The sequence below is a fragment of the Micromonospora sp. NPDC005367 genome, assembly GCF_040606825.1.
GTDB lineage: Bacteria > Actinomycetota > Actinomycetes > Mycobacteriales > Micromonosporaceae > Micromonospora.
The window spans coordinates 101,612-117,866 of the sequence record NZ_JBEXFP010000007.1 but is presented as its reverse complement, the minus strand read 5'-3'; the positions used below and the strand labels follow the sequence as shown (position 1 = coordinate 117,866).

Genomic DNA, 16,255 nt, shown 5'->3' with positions numbered 1-16,255 from the left:
AGGCGCGTTGCGCCGATCATCGCGCCGGCCCGCGCCGCCTCATCGCCGTACGCCGGTTTTCCCGGTAGTTTGCACGCCGTGGAGGAGACCGACCGCGCCATCATCGCCGCGCTGACCGCAGACGGCCGGCTGTCGTACACGGATCTGGCCGAGAAGGTGGGCCTGTCGGTGTCCGCCGTGCACCAGCGGGTACGCCGGTTGGAACAGCGGGGCGTCATCAAGGGGTACGCGGCGCGGGTCGCGTTCGAGGCGCTGGACCTGCCGTTGACCGCGTTCGTGGCGATCCGGCCGTTCGACCCGTCCCAGCCCGACGACGCCCCCGAGCGGTTGGCGCACCTGCCGGAGATCGACTCGTGCTACTCGGTGGCGGGCGAGGACTTCTACATGCTGCTGGTGCGGGTGGCCGGGCCGGCGGACCTCGAGCGGCTGCTCCAGGAGATCCGCACTGCGGCGAACGTGACCACCCGCACGACGGTGGTGCTCTCCACGCCGTACGAGAACCGGCCGCCGAAGATCAGTGCCGGACCGGCGAGTCGGGCGCGGTCCCGGGGGCCGGAGGAGCGGGCTGGTTCCAGCGCAGGATGACCCGCCGCCCGTGCTCGTGGCCGAGCACGCTCACCGTGGCGGTGTCCAGCCGGAGCAGACCGCCGGCGGACGGGGGCAGGCCGATCCAGCGGGCGCCGAGCACCCGCAGGCTGTGCGCGTGGCCGACCAGTGCGACGGTGCCCTGGTCGAGCAGGGGAGCGACCCGGTCGAGCACCTGGTCCAACCGTTCGCCGACCTGGCCGGGGGACTCGCCGCCCGGGCAGCCGTCGGTCCAGATGTTCCAGTGCGGGTCGTCCTGGTGGATGTCGACGGTGGTGCGTCCCTCGTACTCGCCGTAGTTCCACTCGACGAGGTCCTCGTCGACCGCGTCGACGGTGAGACCGGCGAGTTGCGCGGTGCGCAGCGCCCGGACCCGGGGGCTCGCCAGGACCTTGACGAAACGGCGGCCGGCGAGGAAGGCGGCGAGGACGCGGGCCTGCCGCTCCCCGTCGGCGGTGAGCTCCAGGTCGGTGTACGAGGTGTGCCGGCGGCTTGCGCTCCAGGTCGTCTCGCCGTGCCGGATCAGCAGGAGCTCTCCCATGAACCCAGTCAACCACGAGCCGGGCGGTCATCCGGGCGCAGGTGGCGGGCGGGCGGCCAGCTGCCCGCGGAGTGAATCGCGGATCTTCCTCTCATGACCGGCGAAGGTTAGGCTACCCTAACCCTCATCCGGCGCCGTCCCGACCCAGAGAGGCACCATGACCGAGACCCTGCCCATCGCGCCCTGGCGTGTCTTCACCGTCGAGGTCCGGGCCGTGCACCGGCTGAGCCCGTCGTTCGTACGGGTCACGTTCACCGGCCCCGACCTCGACCGGTTCGCCGACAACGGCTGGGACCAGCGGATCAAGCTGGCGCTGCCGTTGCCCGGCCGGCGCGGGGTACGGCTGCCGGACGGCCCCGACTGGTACACCCGATGGCGAGCCCTGCCCGAGGAACAGCGCAACCCCATCCGCACCTACACCGTCCGGGCCGTCCGTCCGCACCTGGCCGAGGTCGACGTCGACCTGGTCCTGCACGGCGACGGCGGCCCGGCCACCCGGTGGGCGCGGCGGACCCGGCCGGGCGACGAGCTCGCCCTCGTCGGCCCGGACGCCGGCTACCCCGGTGACCACGGCGGCATCGAGTTCCGGTTGCCGTCGACCGGTCGACTGCTGCTCGCCGGGGACGAGACCGCCGCGCCGGCGATCGCCGCGATCCTGGAACGCCTCCCGCTCGACGCGTGCGGCCGGGCGCTCATCGAGGTGCCGGCGGCCGCGGACGCGCTCCCGCTGGTGCCGCCACCCGGAGTCGAGCTGACCTGGCTTCCGCGCGGCTCCGCCGCGTACGGCAGCCTTCTCGTCCCGGCCGTCACCGCGGCCACCGGCGACCTGATCGCCGCCGTCGCCGAGCCCGCCACCGGAGCGGACGACGACGTCGACGTGGACACCGAGATCCTCTGGGAGGTGCCCGCCGAGGCGCCCTCGTCACCGCTGTACGCGTGGCTCGCGGGGGAGGCGGGCGTCATCCGCACGTTGCGCCGGCACCTGGTGGGGGAGCGGGGCCTCGACCGGCGTGCGGTCGCGTTCATGGGCTACTGGCGGCTCGGGCGCGCCGACGTGGCCTGACCTGCCCGGGGTCCCGCCCGCCGGCCTCGCGGGCAGGACCCGCGGTACGGGCGGACGGCCGGATCGACCTCAGGCCCGTACGGCCGGGGTGTCCACGAGGTGCTCGGCGATGAACCAGGTCTGCAACTCGTTGGTGCGGATCACGTTCGACACCAGCAGGTCGTTGCTGCCGTCGTCACGCCCTTCGGCGACCCGGGCTGCCGCGTCGTGCGCATCCGTCAGGATCATCTCGTGCGCCTCGAGCAGGCGGGACAGCATCCCGGGGACCTCCTCGACACCGTCGGGCGGCCGGGGAACCCGGGTCAGCTCGGCGACATGCCGCGGATCGCCGACCGCGACGCCGCCGAGGGTCTGCACCCGTTCGGCGAGCAGGTCGACCAGTTCGAGCTGCTCGGCGGCGTGCTTGTCGAGCAGGAGGTGCAGCTGGTAGAACGTGTGCCCCCGCATTAGCCAGTGATACTTCTTGTACAGCGAGTGCAGGATACGGGTGTCGGCGAGGACCCGGTTCAACCGTTCGCACGAGTACAGCCGCGCCTCGTAGGCGAGGGCGACCGGCAACTGCCGGACACTACCGAAGGCCTGAATCTCCCGCCCGTGCTGATGCAGGCGGGGCTGGCTGTCCGCGGTGTTCGGCTCTCCGGTCACGTCGCCCTCTCGATGCTCATCGGCTGCTCGTACTGCGTCTGCCCACACTCTCGTGGATCGGGTCGGGCCGAGGCAGGGCCTCCGCCCTGTCACACGTCCGAGCTACCCGGGGCGCCGGCTAGAGGTCCGCGCATCCCGACTCGTCGGGTAGTAGCGGACGCGGCGCCACCTGCCACACCTGTCCCGCACTGCTCCAGCGCGCGGCGGCGTCGGCGGTGGCGGCCGCCCGCCGCGCGGTGTCGACGTCGACGCCCCGGAGCACGAGGCAGGTGGAACCGGCCGACGTCGCGCCCAGCGGCTCGCCGGCCAGGGTCGGCAACGGCCACGGCCGGGCCGGTTCCGCGGGATCGGCGGGGGTGGCCACGACCGCGACGGCCGTCGGCTCGTACGGCACCGGCGGGCCGTCGACCTGCCGGGCGAGGGCCGCCAGCAGCCGCGCGGCCGCCGGGTCGGCTCGGTCCAGCGTGACGCTGCGCCGCCCGCCGGTCGTGCCGACGGTCACCTGGACGACGGGCCCGTCCGGGACGTCCGCCGCAGGTCCGTCAGGCAGGGCGGTGGCTGCGCGGTAGAGCTCGAGTACGTCGTCCGGCGCGACGGTGTCCTCGCGCAGCCGCGGCCATCCCCGGGCGGGCCCGTCCGGGACGCTGATCAGACGGCCGTCACCGAACAGGGAGTAGCGCGGGGGTACGGCCGCCATGCCACCGGGTGGCAGCATGCCGGGCAGCTCGCTCAGGCGCACCACCAGCGTCGTCGCGCCCGCCGGTGGCGTTGACCCACCGGCACCGCGGTCGCCGCAGCCCGCCACGGTCGCCAGCGCGGCGGGTACGGCCAGCAGGGCAAGCAGTCGGCGCATCTGTCGCCTCCCGGGTCGGGTCAACGCCGGTCCGACGCGACGGCGTGAGCACCGGTTCCGTGCGGTTCGGGACGGATCGTGTACGGGTCCCGGACAGCGGTCCGGGAGCGCCGCGGCGGGCGCTCCCGGACCGCGCGGAGCTGCCAGGCGGTCAGGACCGGGTGAGCGTGTAGTTCCCGGAGCCCGCCTTGTTGATCACCACCACGCCGTACCAGCCACTGAGGGCCGGGGTGAAGACGACCGTCTCGGTCGCGCCGGCGCCACCGCCCGTGGCGGCGGCCAGCGCACCCGACCGGAGGCGGATCCAGGTGGCCGAGTTCGCGTCGCTGCCCATGAGGAACAGTTCGGCGTCCTGGCCGGCGTTGGTGCTCGCCACCGAGATGGTCACCGGCACCCCGGCGGTGAGGTACGCGTCCCGCACGGTGACCACGTTGTTCGTGCCCATCGTGATGGTGCTGCTGCCGGCGTTCAACACCGTGGTGCCCTGGGCCAGTTCGAGTCGGTAGCCACCGCCGCCGGACCAGTTGGTGACCCGCGGGTAGTAGTCACCCAGCGCCCGACGGTTGGAGTCGATCGCCACGAAGTCGACGGCGGTGCCGCCGGCGGCGCTGCCGCTGAGGTAGGCGCCCTGCGGCCGATCGTCGTACAGCTGCAGGTCCAGATCACCGGAGTTGGGCTTGAGCGCGACGACCGACCAGTAGACCGAGGTGGTCGAGTAGCCGAAGTTGTGCGGCGGCGTCGGCGTCGGACGGGTGAGCGGGGCGTAGCTGCCCAGCGGGTCCCGGAACTGATAGTCGATCGTGTTCTGGTAGACCGAGGCGCGCGCGCCCGAGTCGGCCACGTTGAAACCGTCGGCGGTGCGGTGGGACCAGAAGTTCGCGAACGTCGTGGAGTTGTGCAGGCGGGAGGTCGTCCAGATGTTCCACGGTCCCTCGCCGTACCGGTCCCAGGTCGCCTCGTTCGCCGAGTCGGTGATGTCGATCAGCGCGGCGGCGACCCGGCCCTCGGTGGTGTCGCCCTCACCCCAACCGTTGCCCCAGCTCGCGTTCTCCAGGTTGAGCGAGGCGCCGTTCGGCCACCGGAAGAACGGGTCGTTGTAGACGGTGGCCGGGAACCACTCCGCCCAACCCTCCGTCCAGGCGCAGCCGGCCGAACTGGCGCCGGTCACGCTGTGCGGGTTGCAGTTCGGCGCGGCGGGGAAGCTGTCGTTGTAGAGGTCGTCCATCACCGCGTGCCCGATCTCGTGCACCACCGTGGTCGGCGCGTTCGGGTCGTCGGCGGCCAGGTGGACCTGGTTGCCGCCCAGGTCGTAGTAGGTGCCGTCGGTCGAGTCCGGTGCCCAGTTGACGACCACCTGGCGGCAGCTCGCGTCGTCCTGGTCCCAGCACAGGTTGTTCGGCTTCGGGACCCACAACCACGCGTCGTTCGCGGAGTCGAAGGCGTGCAGGCCGCGCTGCAGCGCTCCGTCGGCTGCGGTGAGCGAACCGAGGTTCAGCACGCTGCCGGTCGGCACGTCGTTCGTCGTCCCGGTCTGGAACGTCAGTGGGTTGCCGCCGCGCTGCACCCGCCACAGCGAGTTCGACGTGATGAAGCGGAGGTAGATGTCGGCGTTTCCGCTGTCCGGGAAGCTCTCGACCTTCGAGTCGAAGCAGATGTCGTAGTTCCCGGCGCCGTCCGTCACGCCGGTGGCGAGCAGCGAGTCACCGAAGACGTCGTCGTCCCAGACCTGCACCTGCATGTTCATCTGGTTGTGCCAGGTGTCGTTCTGGTCCTGGAAACTCCAGTTCCCGGCCACTCGCGTGTCGCACGGCGCCTGCGGGCCGATCACCTTGAGTCCCTTGGCCCGCGCCTCGGCCTGCGCCTCGCCGGTCACGCTCGGCACGCCGACGCTCTTCGGCGTCTGCCCGGACGGCCGCGGTGCCCGCTCCGCGGTGGGTACGCGCGTGGTGGCGTTGTCGCCCGCCGGGACCGGGTGTCCGAGCCGCGACGCCCCCGGCTTCTCCACGATGGTCAGGAAGACGTCGTCCTGACCGGCCTGGACGTCCTTGCCGTACGGCGCGGTCGCGCGGGCCTGGATCTGCACCTGGCCCGCCTTGACCGCCCGGACCTGGCCGCTGAACGCGACACTGTCGCCGGCCCGCAGGGTGCGGGTCGTGCGCGCCACGGAGATGTCGCCGGCCCGCTCGGGCTGGACGCTGCTGCGCTTCTGCACGCCCAACTCGGCCGGCGCCCGCACCCACTCCAGTTCGGCCGGCAGGGCGACACTTATCTCGCTCGGCCCGATCTTCCCGGCGGCGCGTACGGCGACCCGCAGTGTCGCGGTCTCGCCCACCGACGGCGTGCGGTCGAGCTTCGCCTCGACGCCGAGGCAGCTCAGGTGCTCGTCCTTCGCGCTCTTGCCGGCTGACGGGCGCAGCCCGCACTGCTCGCCCTTCGCCAGCTGATAGGCCGGCGTGGTGCGGGCCTTCGCGTCCTCGCCCGGGTCCCCGGCGTACGCGGGACCGATCCCTGCCGCGAGCGCCACCAGGAGACCCGGCACGATCACGGCGAGCGCCGTTCTCGCGGGTCTGGTGGTCTTTCTACCGGACATTGATGCTCCTCCCCACGGGTGGGCCGTATTCGGCCCGGCGGACTGGGCCGCGATTCCGGGCCCGAAAAGAGCATCGGTATTCCAGCTCGTCGAACAAAGCCTTCGACGGGTTGGTGACATGTGGGCGGAGCTAAATTGACTGAGCGGCACGAATAGCGGAGCCGTTCGATCTGAAAGGCGGTGCGCCCCGTCCGATCATCCAATTCTGTGCGTCATCTCGTGGTCGGGCCTGCCTCCTGTCATCTCTCGGACCGCACTCTGTCGCGTCGATGGCTGCCGCACGTATCCGGTGGTGGTGCTGTCGTGGGTGGACGTGCCGGTGGTGGGCTCAGGCCCGATTACTGTCGCTGGGAATTGTGTGACATGGGTTGCCGCGGCGCGAAAAGAGCGCGGCGCAGGGGGCGAGTCGTAGCCGTGCAAGCGTATGGAATTTACAGGAATGCGACCCGTGGAGGAAATGCGTGTCGCACGGACTCAGATCGGGTGGAACCGGGGGTGCCGCGCGACCAGGCCGCCCCGACTCCGGATACCTGCGATGTCGGTCGCCGGCTCGATGGTCGCCGGTCGCGTACGGCGCCGAGCGGCCGGCCGAAGATTGCCGTCGGCGGTCCGGCCGACACGGCACCGGGCAGGCTACGCTGCCTGCGTGGATCAAGAAGACCGGATTGCCCTGTTCCTCGACTACGAGAACCTCGCGCTGGGGTTCCGTGACCACCACGGCGGAACGGCCTTCGACTTCCGACCCGTCGCCGACGCTCTCGCCGAACGGGGACGGGTGGTGGTTCGCCGGGCGTACGCGGACTGGTCGTACTTCGACGAGGACCGGCGCATGCTCACCCGCAACCACGTCGAACTCATCGAGATACCCCAGCGGATGGGGGCCTCCCGCAAGAACGCCGCCGACATCAAGATGGCGGTCGACGCCGTGGAGCTGGCCTTCGAACGGGACTACATCTCGACCTTCGTGATCTGCACCGGCGACAGCGACTTCACGCCGCTGGTCCACAAGCTCCGCGAGCTCAACAAGCGCGTCGTCGGCGTCGGGGTGGAGAAGTCCACCTCGGCGCTGCTGCCTCCCGCCTGCGACGAGTTCCTCTTCTACGACCGCCTCGAGGGCGTCGAGATCCCGCCCGCGCGGGCCCGCCGCACCCCGGCCGGCGCCGCCACCCAGGAACCCCGACCGGCGGTGCAGGCGGCCGAGCCCCAGCCTGCGGTCGAGGAGTCCGTACGGGACGTCGAGGCGCTCGCCGCGCTGGTTGCGCAGACGGTCGCCGGCCTGCAAGGCAGCTCCGGCGGCGAGGTGACAGCCTCGCGGCTGAAGCGGACCCTGCTGCGGAAGGACCCGACGTTCAGCGAGTCCGACTACGGCTTCCGGACCTTCGGCGAACTCCTGCGTCACCTCGCCGCGCACAACGTCATCGAATTGGCCGAGGGGCCAGCGAAGGGCGACCCCGAGGTGTCCCTGCCCGAGCACGGCGACCGGGAGACGGCCTTCGGGCTGCTCCGTCAGGTCGTCGCCGACCTGACGGGCGAGGGCGGGGCGGTGGCCCTCTCCGGCCTGAAGGACCAGCTCCGTCGGGCCCGGCCCGACTTCAGCGAGAAGAAGCTCGGCTATCGCAGCTTCCTGCAGTTCTGCAAGGCGGCCGCCACGGCCGGCGCCGTGCACCTGTCGTGGAACCCCGACGCCGACGATTACCTGCTCACGCCGCAGACTCCCTGACGGAGGTCCGCCGAGTGGAACCGGTACGCCGTGGGCGGTGTCATGAGGATGACCGAACCGGAGGTTCCACTGGACGACGACGAGTTCGTCAAGCGCGCGCAGCACGGTGACCTGGAGGCGTACGAACTCCTGGTCGCCCGGCACAGCGCGGCCGCGTACCGGACGGCGGTCCTGCTCGGCGCCGGTTCGGACGCGGAGGACGTCGTCCAGGAGGCGTTCGTCAAGGGGTACCGCAAGCTCGCCCGCTACCGGGGAGAGGCGTCCTTCCGGTCCTGGCTGCTGGCCATCGTGGCCAACGAGACCCGCAACCTGCACCGGTCCCGTACCCGGCGTGACGGCCTCGTCCTGCGGGCGGCGGCCGCCGACCCGGAGCCGGCGATCGCGGGGGACGGCGCCGTCGGCGCCGTTCTCGCCGCTGAGCGTCGGACGATGCTGGTGGAGGCGCTCCGCCGGCTGCCCGCGAAGGACCGCGAGGTGATCGTCTGCCGGTTCTTTCTCGACCTCAACGAGGACGAGACGGTGACGATGCTCGGCTGGCCACGCGGCACGGTGAAGTCGCGGACGTCCCGGGCGCTCGCCAAGCTGCGCGCCATGCTCGACCTCCAGGAGGTCCATCATGGATGACCTCGAGCGGCAGTTGCGAGACCTGTCCCCGTGGCTGCACACACCGCAGACGCCCGACGTGACCGCGCGCGTACGCGCCCGGATCGCCGCACCCGCGCCGCAGCGACGCCGATGGCGCTACTACCTCGCCGCGCTGCTGGTCGCGCTGCTCGTCGGGTTGCTGCCGCCCGGGCGGGCCGCCCTCGCCGAGGCGGTGGCGGGACTGCTGCGCTTCGCCGGCGTCACCATCGCGACGTCGCCTGCGCCGTTGCCGCCCGCGGACGCCCCTTCGCCGCTGCCGTCCCAACGATCCCTGTCGCTCGACGAGGCGCGGCGGGAGGTGCGGTTCCCGCTGCTCGTACCGGCCGCACTGGGAACGCCCGAGCAGGTGCTGGTGGCCGATCCGGACAGCACGGGCGCGTATCGGGTGGCTTCGCTGCTCTACCGCGGGGGCACCGTGCGTCTCGACGCGTTCGACGGTCGGGTCGACGCCGTCTACCTGAAGCGGATCACCGGCCCGGGGACCGAGTGGGTACAGGTGAACGGAGCGTTCGCGGTCTGGGTCGCCGGGCCGCACGAGCTGACCTACGTGGACCGTGCCGGTGTGACCCGGGTGGAGACCGCGCGGCTGGCCGCCTCGACCCTGATCTGGGAGGAGGCCGGTGTGACCTACCGGCTCGAAGGCGATCTTCCCAAGGCGGAGGCCGTCGGGATCGCCGCCTCCGTGTGGTAGTGCAGTCGACCGTCCGACATGGACGACGGCCCTTGTGCGGAACCTGAGGCGTTCGACCGGTGTCCGGACAGTGACGGGCAACTGCCGGGCCACCGGCAGGCCGGGCGTTCAACGGGAGGACGAGATGGGTGCACCGCGACGGTTCCTGCTTCCGGCGGCGGTGATCCTGCTGGCCGGCTGCACCACGACGACCGGACCGACCGGGCCGGTGTCGGTGCCGGCCTCGACCCCGGCCGGTGGCGTCGGGACGGGCTGCGACTCGCGGGTCGAGACCGGGTCGCTGCCCGAGTGGGCGCGCGGCGGGTTCAGCGGGGACGCCCGGATGGCCCATGTCATGGGCGACAACGGTGACATCGTCGCGGCGCTGTTCGGTCATCCTCTGAGGTTGAACAGGACGGACGGATCGAACAACAAGATCCTCTGGGTCTCCCGTCCTGCCGTCAACTCGCCCGATCCGACGGTGTCGCCCGACCTGGAGATCACCGCCAGCTTGGCCGGGACCGACACCCGGGTGACCCGGGAGATCGCCGGCGGCCCGGGTCCATCGATCATCGATCTGCCGCAGGCGGGCTGCTGGCGGCTCGAACTGCGGTGGTCGGGGCACACCGACACGATGGATCTGGTGTACGCGGAGAGCTAGGCCCGCCGTCGTGGATGCCCCGGTCGACGGCCGCGACCGGGGCATCCACGACGGCGGCGCTGGACGGTTCCCCGGCGCCGACGGATCGCTAGGGCCGTGCGAATCCTCCCGTCGGCGCGATGAGTTCCAGGTTCGTGCCGTCGGGATCGTTGAAGTACGCGACCTCGGTGCCGTGCGCCTCCGCCGGATACACCTCACCCTCGATGAAGGTGTATGGCTCGCCGAGGAAGTCGAACCCGGTGTCGCGCATGCGACCGTGGACGGCGCGTACGTCGTCGACCTTGAAGCAGAGGTGCATCGAGCCAGGGCGGTTGGCGGCCGGCTCAGACGGGTCGCCGATCGGATCCTGGAACTGGATCAGGTCGATGCCGAGGTTGTCCAGGTTGAACGTGGCGTACCGGAGCTTCGTGGTGGGCAGCCCCTGGGACTGGGCGAACCCGGGCCAGCGCATGCTCTCGTCCCGAACCACCGGTTCCACGCCGAGGAGGGCCTGGTAGGAACGCGACCGACCGGTCGAGATCGCTGACCGCGATCCCGACGTGGGCGGCCTCCCGGAGGCCGATGGAGACGTTCGAGGGCAGGGGCGCGACGATCACTTCGAATCTCCTCAGGAACATCTCGTCGTGGCTGATCTTTGCTGCGTCTCGGGTTGTACCCGGGACGTAGCGGCCCATGCGTACGTTCCCGGACAACCGACAGTTATCGGTGTGCATCGATCGGATGTTCGGTCGGTTGACGCGGCCTGCGCGACGGAGGTGACGTCATGTGATCGATTGATTGCCATACGTGTTTTCGGATGACATCGTGCGGCCATGAGCGCCTCCGCCCGGGAACTCGACGTCCAACTGCTGCACCCCTTCTACGCCGACGCCGACGGTGTGACCCGGCCCCCTGGCCCGGACAAGCACCCCGACTACGCCCGGTTCGCCGCCGCCGGCTCGGGGGTGGTGCCGGTGGTCCGCCGGGTCGCCGGTGAGCTGGTCCCGGCCCTGCTGATCTGCCGGTACGCCGACGTGCGGGAGGTGCTGCGCAGGCAGGACGTGTTCTCGCGGGCGGCCGCCGTGCCCACCGACCAGATCGACGTGACCGGAACGGTGCTCGGCATGGACGGCGCGCAGCATGCGCGGGTACGTGGCACCGTCAAGGACGCCTTCACCAGATCCGAGGTGGCCCGACGTGGCGGTGTCGTGCGGGCCTCGGCCGAGGCGCAGCTGGCCGCGATGACCGCCCGTGCCCGGCCGGCCGACCTGGTCCGGGACTTCGCCGTTCCGCTGGCGCTGGACGTCATCTGCGACCTGCTCGGCCTGCCGCACGAGGATCGGCTCCAGTTCCGGCGGTGGGGCGACATGTTCCTCGGAGCCGGCGACCTCAGCCGCGACGACGCCGCCCGGTCGGCCGCCGAGATGGGCGGCTACCTGTGGGAGCAGCTCGAGCGCCGGCGGGGCTGTCCCGCCCGCGACCTGCTGAGCAGGATCGCCACCAACGCGGCGGACCAGCCGATGGATGTGCAGATCAAGCTGCCGATCTCGCTGGTGGTGGGCGGCTGGGAGACCACCGCCAGTTCGATCGCCACCTTCGTGTACGTGTTGCAGAGCCGCCCCTACCGGGACGGCCGGACCGGCTGGGAGCACCTGCTCGACCATCCGGGACAGGTGGACTCCGCCGTGACCGAACTGGAGCGGCTCCACTCCACCGCCAACGGCGACGACATGCCGCGCCGGGTGATGGCCGACGTGCGGTTGCCCAGCGGCGCGCAGTTGGCCGAAGGTGATCTCGTCATCCCGTCGCACGACGCCGCGAACCGCGATCCGCGGGTCTTCCCCGACCCGGAACGGATGGACTTCGATCGCGATCCGAATCCGCACCTGTCCTTCGGCTACGGCCCGCACTACTGCCTCGGGGCACACCTGGGCGCGCTGGAGGTGCGCACCGCACTCGCGTTGCTGCTGGCCGAGCTGCCCCGACTGCGGCTCGCGGTGCCGCCCGGTGAGGTGCCGTGGAAGGCCGGGCACGCGATCCTCGGTCCGGCGGAGCTGCCGGTGACCTGGTGACCGTGCGCCGCGTGGGCACGACCGTGCCGCGGCGCCGATCGTCAGAGGGCCAGCAGGATGGTCATGCCGGCGTAGGTGGCCAGCAGCAGGATGCCTTCGAAGCCCAGGCGGCCCCAGCCGCAGGTCTGCCGGATGAGCAGACCGCCGAGCAGCGTCGCGGTCATGAACAGGCTGATGGTGGTGGCGAGCAGTTCCTCGGGGCCCGCGCTGTGGTAGATCGATCCCTCCCGGTAGGCGAGGTCACCGGCGACGAGGGTCAGTACGTCGAGGATGTTCCCGCCGAGCACGGCCGCGATCGCCAGGGTCACCGCGCCTCGACGTACCGCGGCGACGGCGGTGACGGTCTCCGGCAGCGCGTTCACCACGCCCATCAGCACGCCGCCGACGAACCCGGAGCTGAGTCCGGTCACGTTCACGATGCTCTCGGCGGCGAGAGCGACCAGCCAGCCGCCCGCGGCGACGAGCAGTCCGATGACTGCGAAGCGGGTCCACAGCCAGCGGGGTGAGTGGCGGTTCAGGGGATTCTCGTTGTGCGGCACGTCGGGTCGGGTCTCGGAGGTGGCGATCGCCTGCCACATGGGTGCCGCGCCGGCGCGTCGGATGAGGACGAGCCCACCGACGTACGTGCCGACGATGACGGCGGACATCGGGTCGACCCCCGCGACGCTGCCCTCCGGCACGTAGCTGGCCAGCAGGGCGAGGGAGAGCAGTGCGATGAGCAGGCAGCCGGAGAGCAGGTTCGAGAGGGAGGCGGCCGCGTGTTCGAGGTTGGCGCGGCGGTGGAACGCGTCGGCCACGGCGACGGCGGTGGTCTGGGCGGCGATACCACCGACGGCGTTGCTGTAGCCGAGACCGGCCTCCCCGCTCGCCGCGGCGACGATCGTCATGATGATGCCGGACAGGCCCGTGACGATGCCGAAGAAGACCACGCCGAAGAGCGCCTCGCCCCACCCGGTCCGGTCGGCGAGCGCGTCACCGAGCCCGGCCAGGCGGACACTGCCCGCCACCGTGATCGCCCCGGCGAGGAGGAACACCGCGGCGCTGAACGGCAGCGGCCAAGGTAGGGCGGTCGGGTCCGGCACCGGCAGGTTCTTCCCCGAAACGCGGCGCTGATGCCGGGATGTTTCCGATGTCCGGCTGTGCCCGCGATGCGGGGGGAGCCGGGTGCCGTACGCGGCCGGTCGACTGCCACTGTGGTCATCGTTCTGCGCTCGACCGACAAATCATCTATTGTCAGACTTGCTCACGTTCATGCGTCATGCCGTACCTGGTCCGCGCACCCGGACCGACGGCAGGCCGGCCGACTGCACCGCGCCGCCGCTTACCGGCACGTGTCGGCCGACCGCCTGCCCCGACGTCACCGCAGTGGTGAACTGCGGCCCGCGCCGCCGGTGCCCTAGGCCAGCGGATCGGTCCCAGGTCGGAGCCGGCGCCGGGGCGACCGGACAACGTGCTCGTCAGGGGCCGATCGACAGGCGCCGCGAGCCGGAGACATGAGCGACGGCACATCCAGCCGTCAGCCCATGAGCCGACACACGGGGGAGATCGGTCATGGCCCACTCGAGTCCGCAGAGCGTCCGACCGACGGGAGGCCGCTGGGGCCTCGTCGTCGCCGCGGTGCTCGTCCAGCTCGCGCTCGGCGCGGTGTACGCGTGGAGCGTGTTCAACCAGCCATTGCAGGAGCAGTTCGGCTGGAGCAAGACGCAGGTGGTGCTTCCGTTCACCGTGGCGATCGGCACGATCTTCATCGGCAGCCTGATCGGCGGACGCATCCAGGACCGGCGCGGCCCGCGACCGGTCGCCCTGGGCGGTGGCATCCTCTACGGGGTCGGCAACATTCTGGCCTCGCTCACGTCCTCCAGCGACCAGCTCTGGCTGCTCATCGTCACCTACGGTGTGGTGGGCGGAATCGGCCTCGGCGCCGTCTACATCACGCCGATCGCGATGCTCTCGAAGTGGTTCCCGGACCGGCGTGGCCTGATCACCGGCATCGCCGTGGCCGGGTTCGGCTTCGGTGCCGTGATCGTCGCGCCGGTGGCGAAGGCGCTGCTCAGCGGCACGGCCGACAAGACGAGCGTGTTCCTGCCGCTGGGCATCGCGTACCTGATCGCGATCCTGCTCGGCGCGTCCACCTTCCGGAACCCGCCCGCGGGCTACCACGTTCCCGGTTTCACGCCGAAGACCGGCGGCCGGGCCGTCGCCGGCACCCGGGTCTACACCCTGGCCGAGGCGCTCCGTACGCGGCAGTGGTACCTGCTGACCGCGATCCTCACCCTCAACGTCACCTGCGGTATCGCGCTGATCTCGCAGGCTTCCGACGCGGCGCAGACGATCGCCGGGGTGAGCTCCGCGACCGCCGCCACCCTGGTCGGCATCCTCGGCCTGTTCAACGGCGCGGGCCGGGTGGCCTGGGCCTGGCTGTCGGACCGCACCGGGCGGATGACGGCGTTCATCGGGATGCTGGTGTTGCAGGCGATCTGCTTCTTCATCCTGCCGCACGCGGGCGCGTTCGCCGTGTTCGCCGTCCTCGCCGCGGTGGTCTACCTCGCGTACGGCGGCGGCTTCGGCACGATGCCCGCGACCGCGGCGGACTACTTCGGCACCCCGAACGCGGGCGCGGTGTACGGAGCGATGATCGTCGCCTGGAGCATCGGCGGGGTGGTCGGTCCGCTGATCACGTCCGCGCTCTTCGAGGCGAGCGGCGGCAACTACACGCTGCCGTTCACGGTCATCGCGATCATCGCGCTCGTCGCCCTGGTGCTGCCACCCATCACCAAGCTGCCGACCACGCCGAGTGGCCCACGCCCGCACAACGAGGTCACCGGCCCCTGACGGCTCGGCGCCGGCCGGCCCGTGGCGACGCCACGGGCCGGCACGGCCGTCAGTAGCGCAGGGCGCGCAGGTTGGCGTAACTGTCGCAGGCAGACGAGACGCCGTCCGGCCGCGGGTTGTCGTTCTCGGTCAGGTAGTACTCGACTCCGGCCACCCCGCTGTGGGCGAAGATGCGGCTGAAGTCGATGGTCCCCTCGCCCACGTCGGCGAACGACCCGTCGGCGGCCATGTCCTTGACATGCAACAGCGCGAACCGGCCCGGGTACTGCTGGATCAGCCGCACCGGATCCACGCCGACGCTGGACGTCCAGTACAGGTCCAGCTCCATCGCCACCAGCCTCGGATCGGTCTCCCGCACCAGCACGTCGTAGCCGCGTACGCCGTCCTGCTCGGTGAACTCGAACCCGTGGTTGTGGTAAGCCACGGTGATGCCCGCCTGCTTGAGCCGGGCGCCGGCGGCGTTGAGTGTCGCCGCGACGCGCGAGTAGTCGTCGAGGTCCCACGATCCCGAGCCCGAGATCCGGACGTACTTCGCGCCGAAGGCCTGCGCGTCGGCGATCACGCCGTCGAGATCGTTCTCGAGGTCGCCGAGGCCGACACCGATCGACGGCACGGTGAGACCGGCTCGGGCCACCAGCGGCGCGAGCTGGGCGGCCGTCCGGCCGTAGAAGTTGTTCACCGCGCCGGAGGGCTCGGCGTTGCGGTAGCCGCAGCCGGCGAGCGCGGCCAGGGTGGCCTCCGGCGCGGCCGGCATGCCGGCTCGCACCGTGTAGAGAACGAGGCCGATCCGCCGGTCGGGTACGGCGCGGGTCCCGGTGACCCACTGTCGTCTGCCGACGTCGGAGAGGGCGGCGGCGAGCAGGATGCGGAGCCGTTCCGTCGACGTGATGACGCCTTCCGCCCTGATCGAGCCGGTGACGCGGGTGACCGTCAGCAGGAAGCCGCCGTGGTTGGTGAAGGGTGCCTCGGCCCAGATGGCGTCCATGATCGTGCAGCCGGCACCGAGGTCGCGGTTCGGTACGCCCGAGTCGGCCCGGTCCTGCCCGAAGAAGACGGTGGTCGATGAGGTGTAGCCCCACGGGCAGGCGTCGGTCTGCTCCTGGACGTCGGACGTACGCGCATCGGCGGCGGTTGCCACCGCAGGTGGCGCGAACGGCAGGATCGCCGCGGCGATCGACGCGGCGAGCAGGGTGCGTACGAGTCGTGTGCGAAACGGGCGGGCACTGGTTCGATCCATGCTCTCTCTCCCCGGATGTGGAGTCGGCAGGGCGGACGGTCGGGCGCCGGCGAACGGCGTGCCGGTACGAGCCGGTCGACGGGTGCCGGTGGTGGGGGGGGGGGGGGGGGCCCCCCCCCCCCCCGGCCATACATAAAGCCACACCACCGCCCGGGGGGCCAA

The 16,255-nt window shown here is 71.4% G+C and carries 15 protein-coding genes; 8 read left to right on the top strand and 7 right to left on the bottom strand.

The window, feature by feature from the left end; all coding sequences use genetic code 11:
• Nucleotides 1–78 precede the first annotated feature (78 nt).
• Nucleotides 79–585 (top strand): Lrp/AsnC family transcriptional regulator, encoded by a 507-nt coding sequence (locus tag ABZS42_RS07840; protein ID WP_355143172.1) that lies wholly within the window; start codon nucleotides 79–81, stop codon nucleotides 583–585.
• Here ABZS42_RS07840 and ABZS42_RS07835 read toward each other — a convergent pair.
• Nucleotides 515–1,126, bottom strand: coding sequence for a histidine phosphatase family protein (locus tag ABZS42_RS07835; RefSeq protein WP_355143171.1), 612 nt, complete (start codon nucleotides 1,124–1,126; stop codon nucleotides 515–517). The genes ABZS42_RS07840 and ABZS42_RS07835 overlap by 71 nt on opposite strands.
• 157 nt (nucleotides 1,127–1,283) lie before the next feature.
• Here ABZS42_RS07835 and ABZS42_RS07830 point away from each other — a divergent pair, with 157 nt between their 5' ends.
• Nucleotides 1,284–2,189, top strand: a complete 906-nt coding sequence (locus tag ABZS42_RS07830) for a siderophore-interacting protein (protein WP_355143170.1) — start codon at nucleotides 1,284–1,286, stop codon at nucleotides 2,187–2,189.
• A gap of 69 nt (nucleotides 2,190–2,258) precedes the next feature.
• Here the strand turns inward: ABZS42_RS07830 and ABZS42_RS07825 are convergent, their stop codons facing one another.
• The 3 genes from ABZS42_RS07825 to ABZS42_RS07815 form a co-directional block, all read right to left on the bottom strand.
• Nucleotides 2,259–2,834, bottom strand: a complete 576-nt coding sequence (locus ABZS42_RS07825) for a DNA starvation/stationary phase protection protein (protein ID WP_355143169.1) — start codon at nucleotides 2,832–2,834, stop codon at nucleotides 2,259–2,261.
• 118 nt (nucleotides 2,835–2,952) lie between these two features.
• Nucleotides 2,953–3,687 carry a hypothetical protein gene (locus ABZS42_RS07820; protein ID WP_355143168.1) on the bottom strand — a complete coding sequence of 245 codons (735 nt, stop codon included), beginning with the start codon at nucleotides 3,685–3,687 and terminating at the stop codon, nucleotides 2,953–2,955.
• A gap of 151 nt (nucleotides 3,688–3,838) precedes the next feature.
• On the bottom strand, nucleotides 3,839–6,277 hold the full coding sequence (locus ABZS42_RS07815) for a hypothetical protein (RefSeq protein ID WP_355143167.1): 2,439 nt from the start codon (nucleotides 6,275–6,277) through the stop codon (nucleotides 3,839–3,841).
• A gap of 646 nt (nucleotides 6,278–6,923) precedes the next feature.
• Between ABZS42_RS07815 and ABZS42_RS07810 the strand changes: the two genes are divergently transcribed.
• From ABZS42_RS07810 to ABZS42_RS07795, 4 genes are all read left to right on the top strand, one after another.
• Nucleotides 6,924–7,997, top strand: a complete 1,074-nt coding sequence (locus tag ABZS42_RS07810) for an NYN domain-containing protein (protein WP_355143166.1) — start codon at nucleotides 6,924–6,926, stop codon at nucleotides 7,995–7,997.
• Between the two features lie 48 nt (nucleotides 7,998–8,045).
• A complete protein-coding gene (locus tag ABZS42_RS07805) occupies nucleotides 8,046–8,621 on the top strand; it encodes an RNA polymerase sigma factor (protein ID WP_355143165.1) in 576 nt (191 codons plus the stop codon).
• A complete protein-coding gene (locus ABZS42_RS07800; RefSeq protein WP_355143164.1) occupies nucleotides 8,614–9,333 on the top strand; it encodes a hypothetical protein in 720 nt (239 codons plus the stop codon). Before ABZS42_RS07805 ends, ABZS42_RS07800 begins: the two co-directional genes overlap by 8 nt.
• Before the next feature lie 124 nt (nucleotides 9,334–9,457).
• On the top strand, nucleotides 9,458–9,973 hold the full coding sequence (locus ABZS42_RS07795; protein ID WP_355143163.1) for a hypothetical protein: 516 nt from the start codon (nucleotides 9,458–9,460) through the stop codon (nucleotides 9,971–9,973).
• Between the two features lie 88 nt (nucleotides 9,974–10,061).
• Here the strand turns inward: ABZS42_RS07795 and ABZS42_RS07790 are convergent, their stop codons facing one another.
• On the bottom strand, nucleotides 10,062–10,493 hold the full coding sequence (locus ABZS42_RS07790; protein ID WP_355143224.1) for a VOC family protein: 432 nt from the start codon (nucleotides 10,491–10,493) through the stop codon (nucleotides 10,062–10,064).
• Between the two features lie 292 nt (nucleotides 10,494–10,785).
• On the opposite strand from ABZS42_RS07790, the gene ABZS42_RS07785 reads away from it, so the two are divergent.
• A complete protein-coding gene (locus ABZS42_RS07785) occupies nucleotides 10,786–12,024 on the top strand; it encodes a cytochrome P450 (protein ID WP_355143162.1) in 1,239 nt (412 codons plus the stop codon).
• A 41-nt stretch (nucleotides 12,025–12,065) separates the two neighbouring features.
• Here ABZS42_RS07785 and ABZS42_RS07780 read toward each other — a convergent pair whose 3' ends face one another.
• Entirely contained in the window at nucleotides 12,066–13,106 is a 1,041-nt protein-coding gene (locus ABZS42_RS07780) for a cation transporter (RefSeq protein WP_355143161.1), read from the bottom strand.
• Nucleotides 13,107–13,575: 469 nt separating this feature from the next.
• On the opposite strand from ABZS42_RS07780, the gene ABZS42_RS07775 reads away from it, so the two are divergent.
• Nucleotides 13,576–14,856, top strand: coding sequence for an OFA family MFS transporter (locus tag ABZS42_RS07775; RefSeq protein WP_355143160.1), 1,281 nt, complete (start codon nucleotides 13,576–13,578; stop codon nucleotides 14,854–14,856).
• A gap of 49 nt (nucleotides 14,857–14,905) precedes the next feature.
• On the opposite strand, the gene ABZS42_RS07770 is transcribed toward ABZS42_RS07775, so the two are convergent.
• A complete protein-coding gene (locus ABZS42_RS07770) occupies nucleotides 14,906–16,093 on the bottom strand; it encodes a sugar phosphate isomerase/epimerase (protein WP_355143159.1) in 1,188 nt (395 codons plus the stop codon).
• Nucleotides 16,094–16,255: the final 162 nt, after the last annotated feature.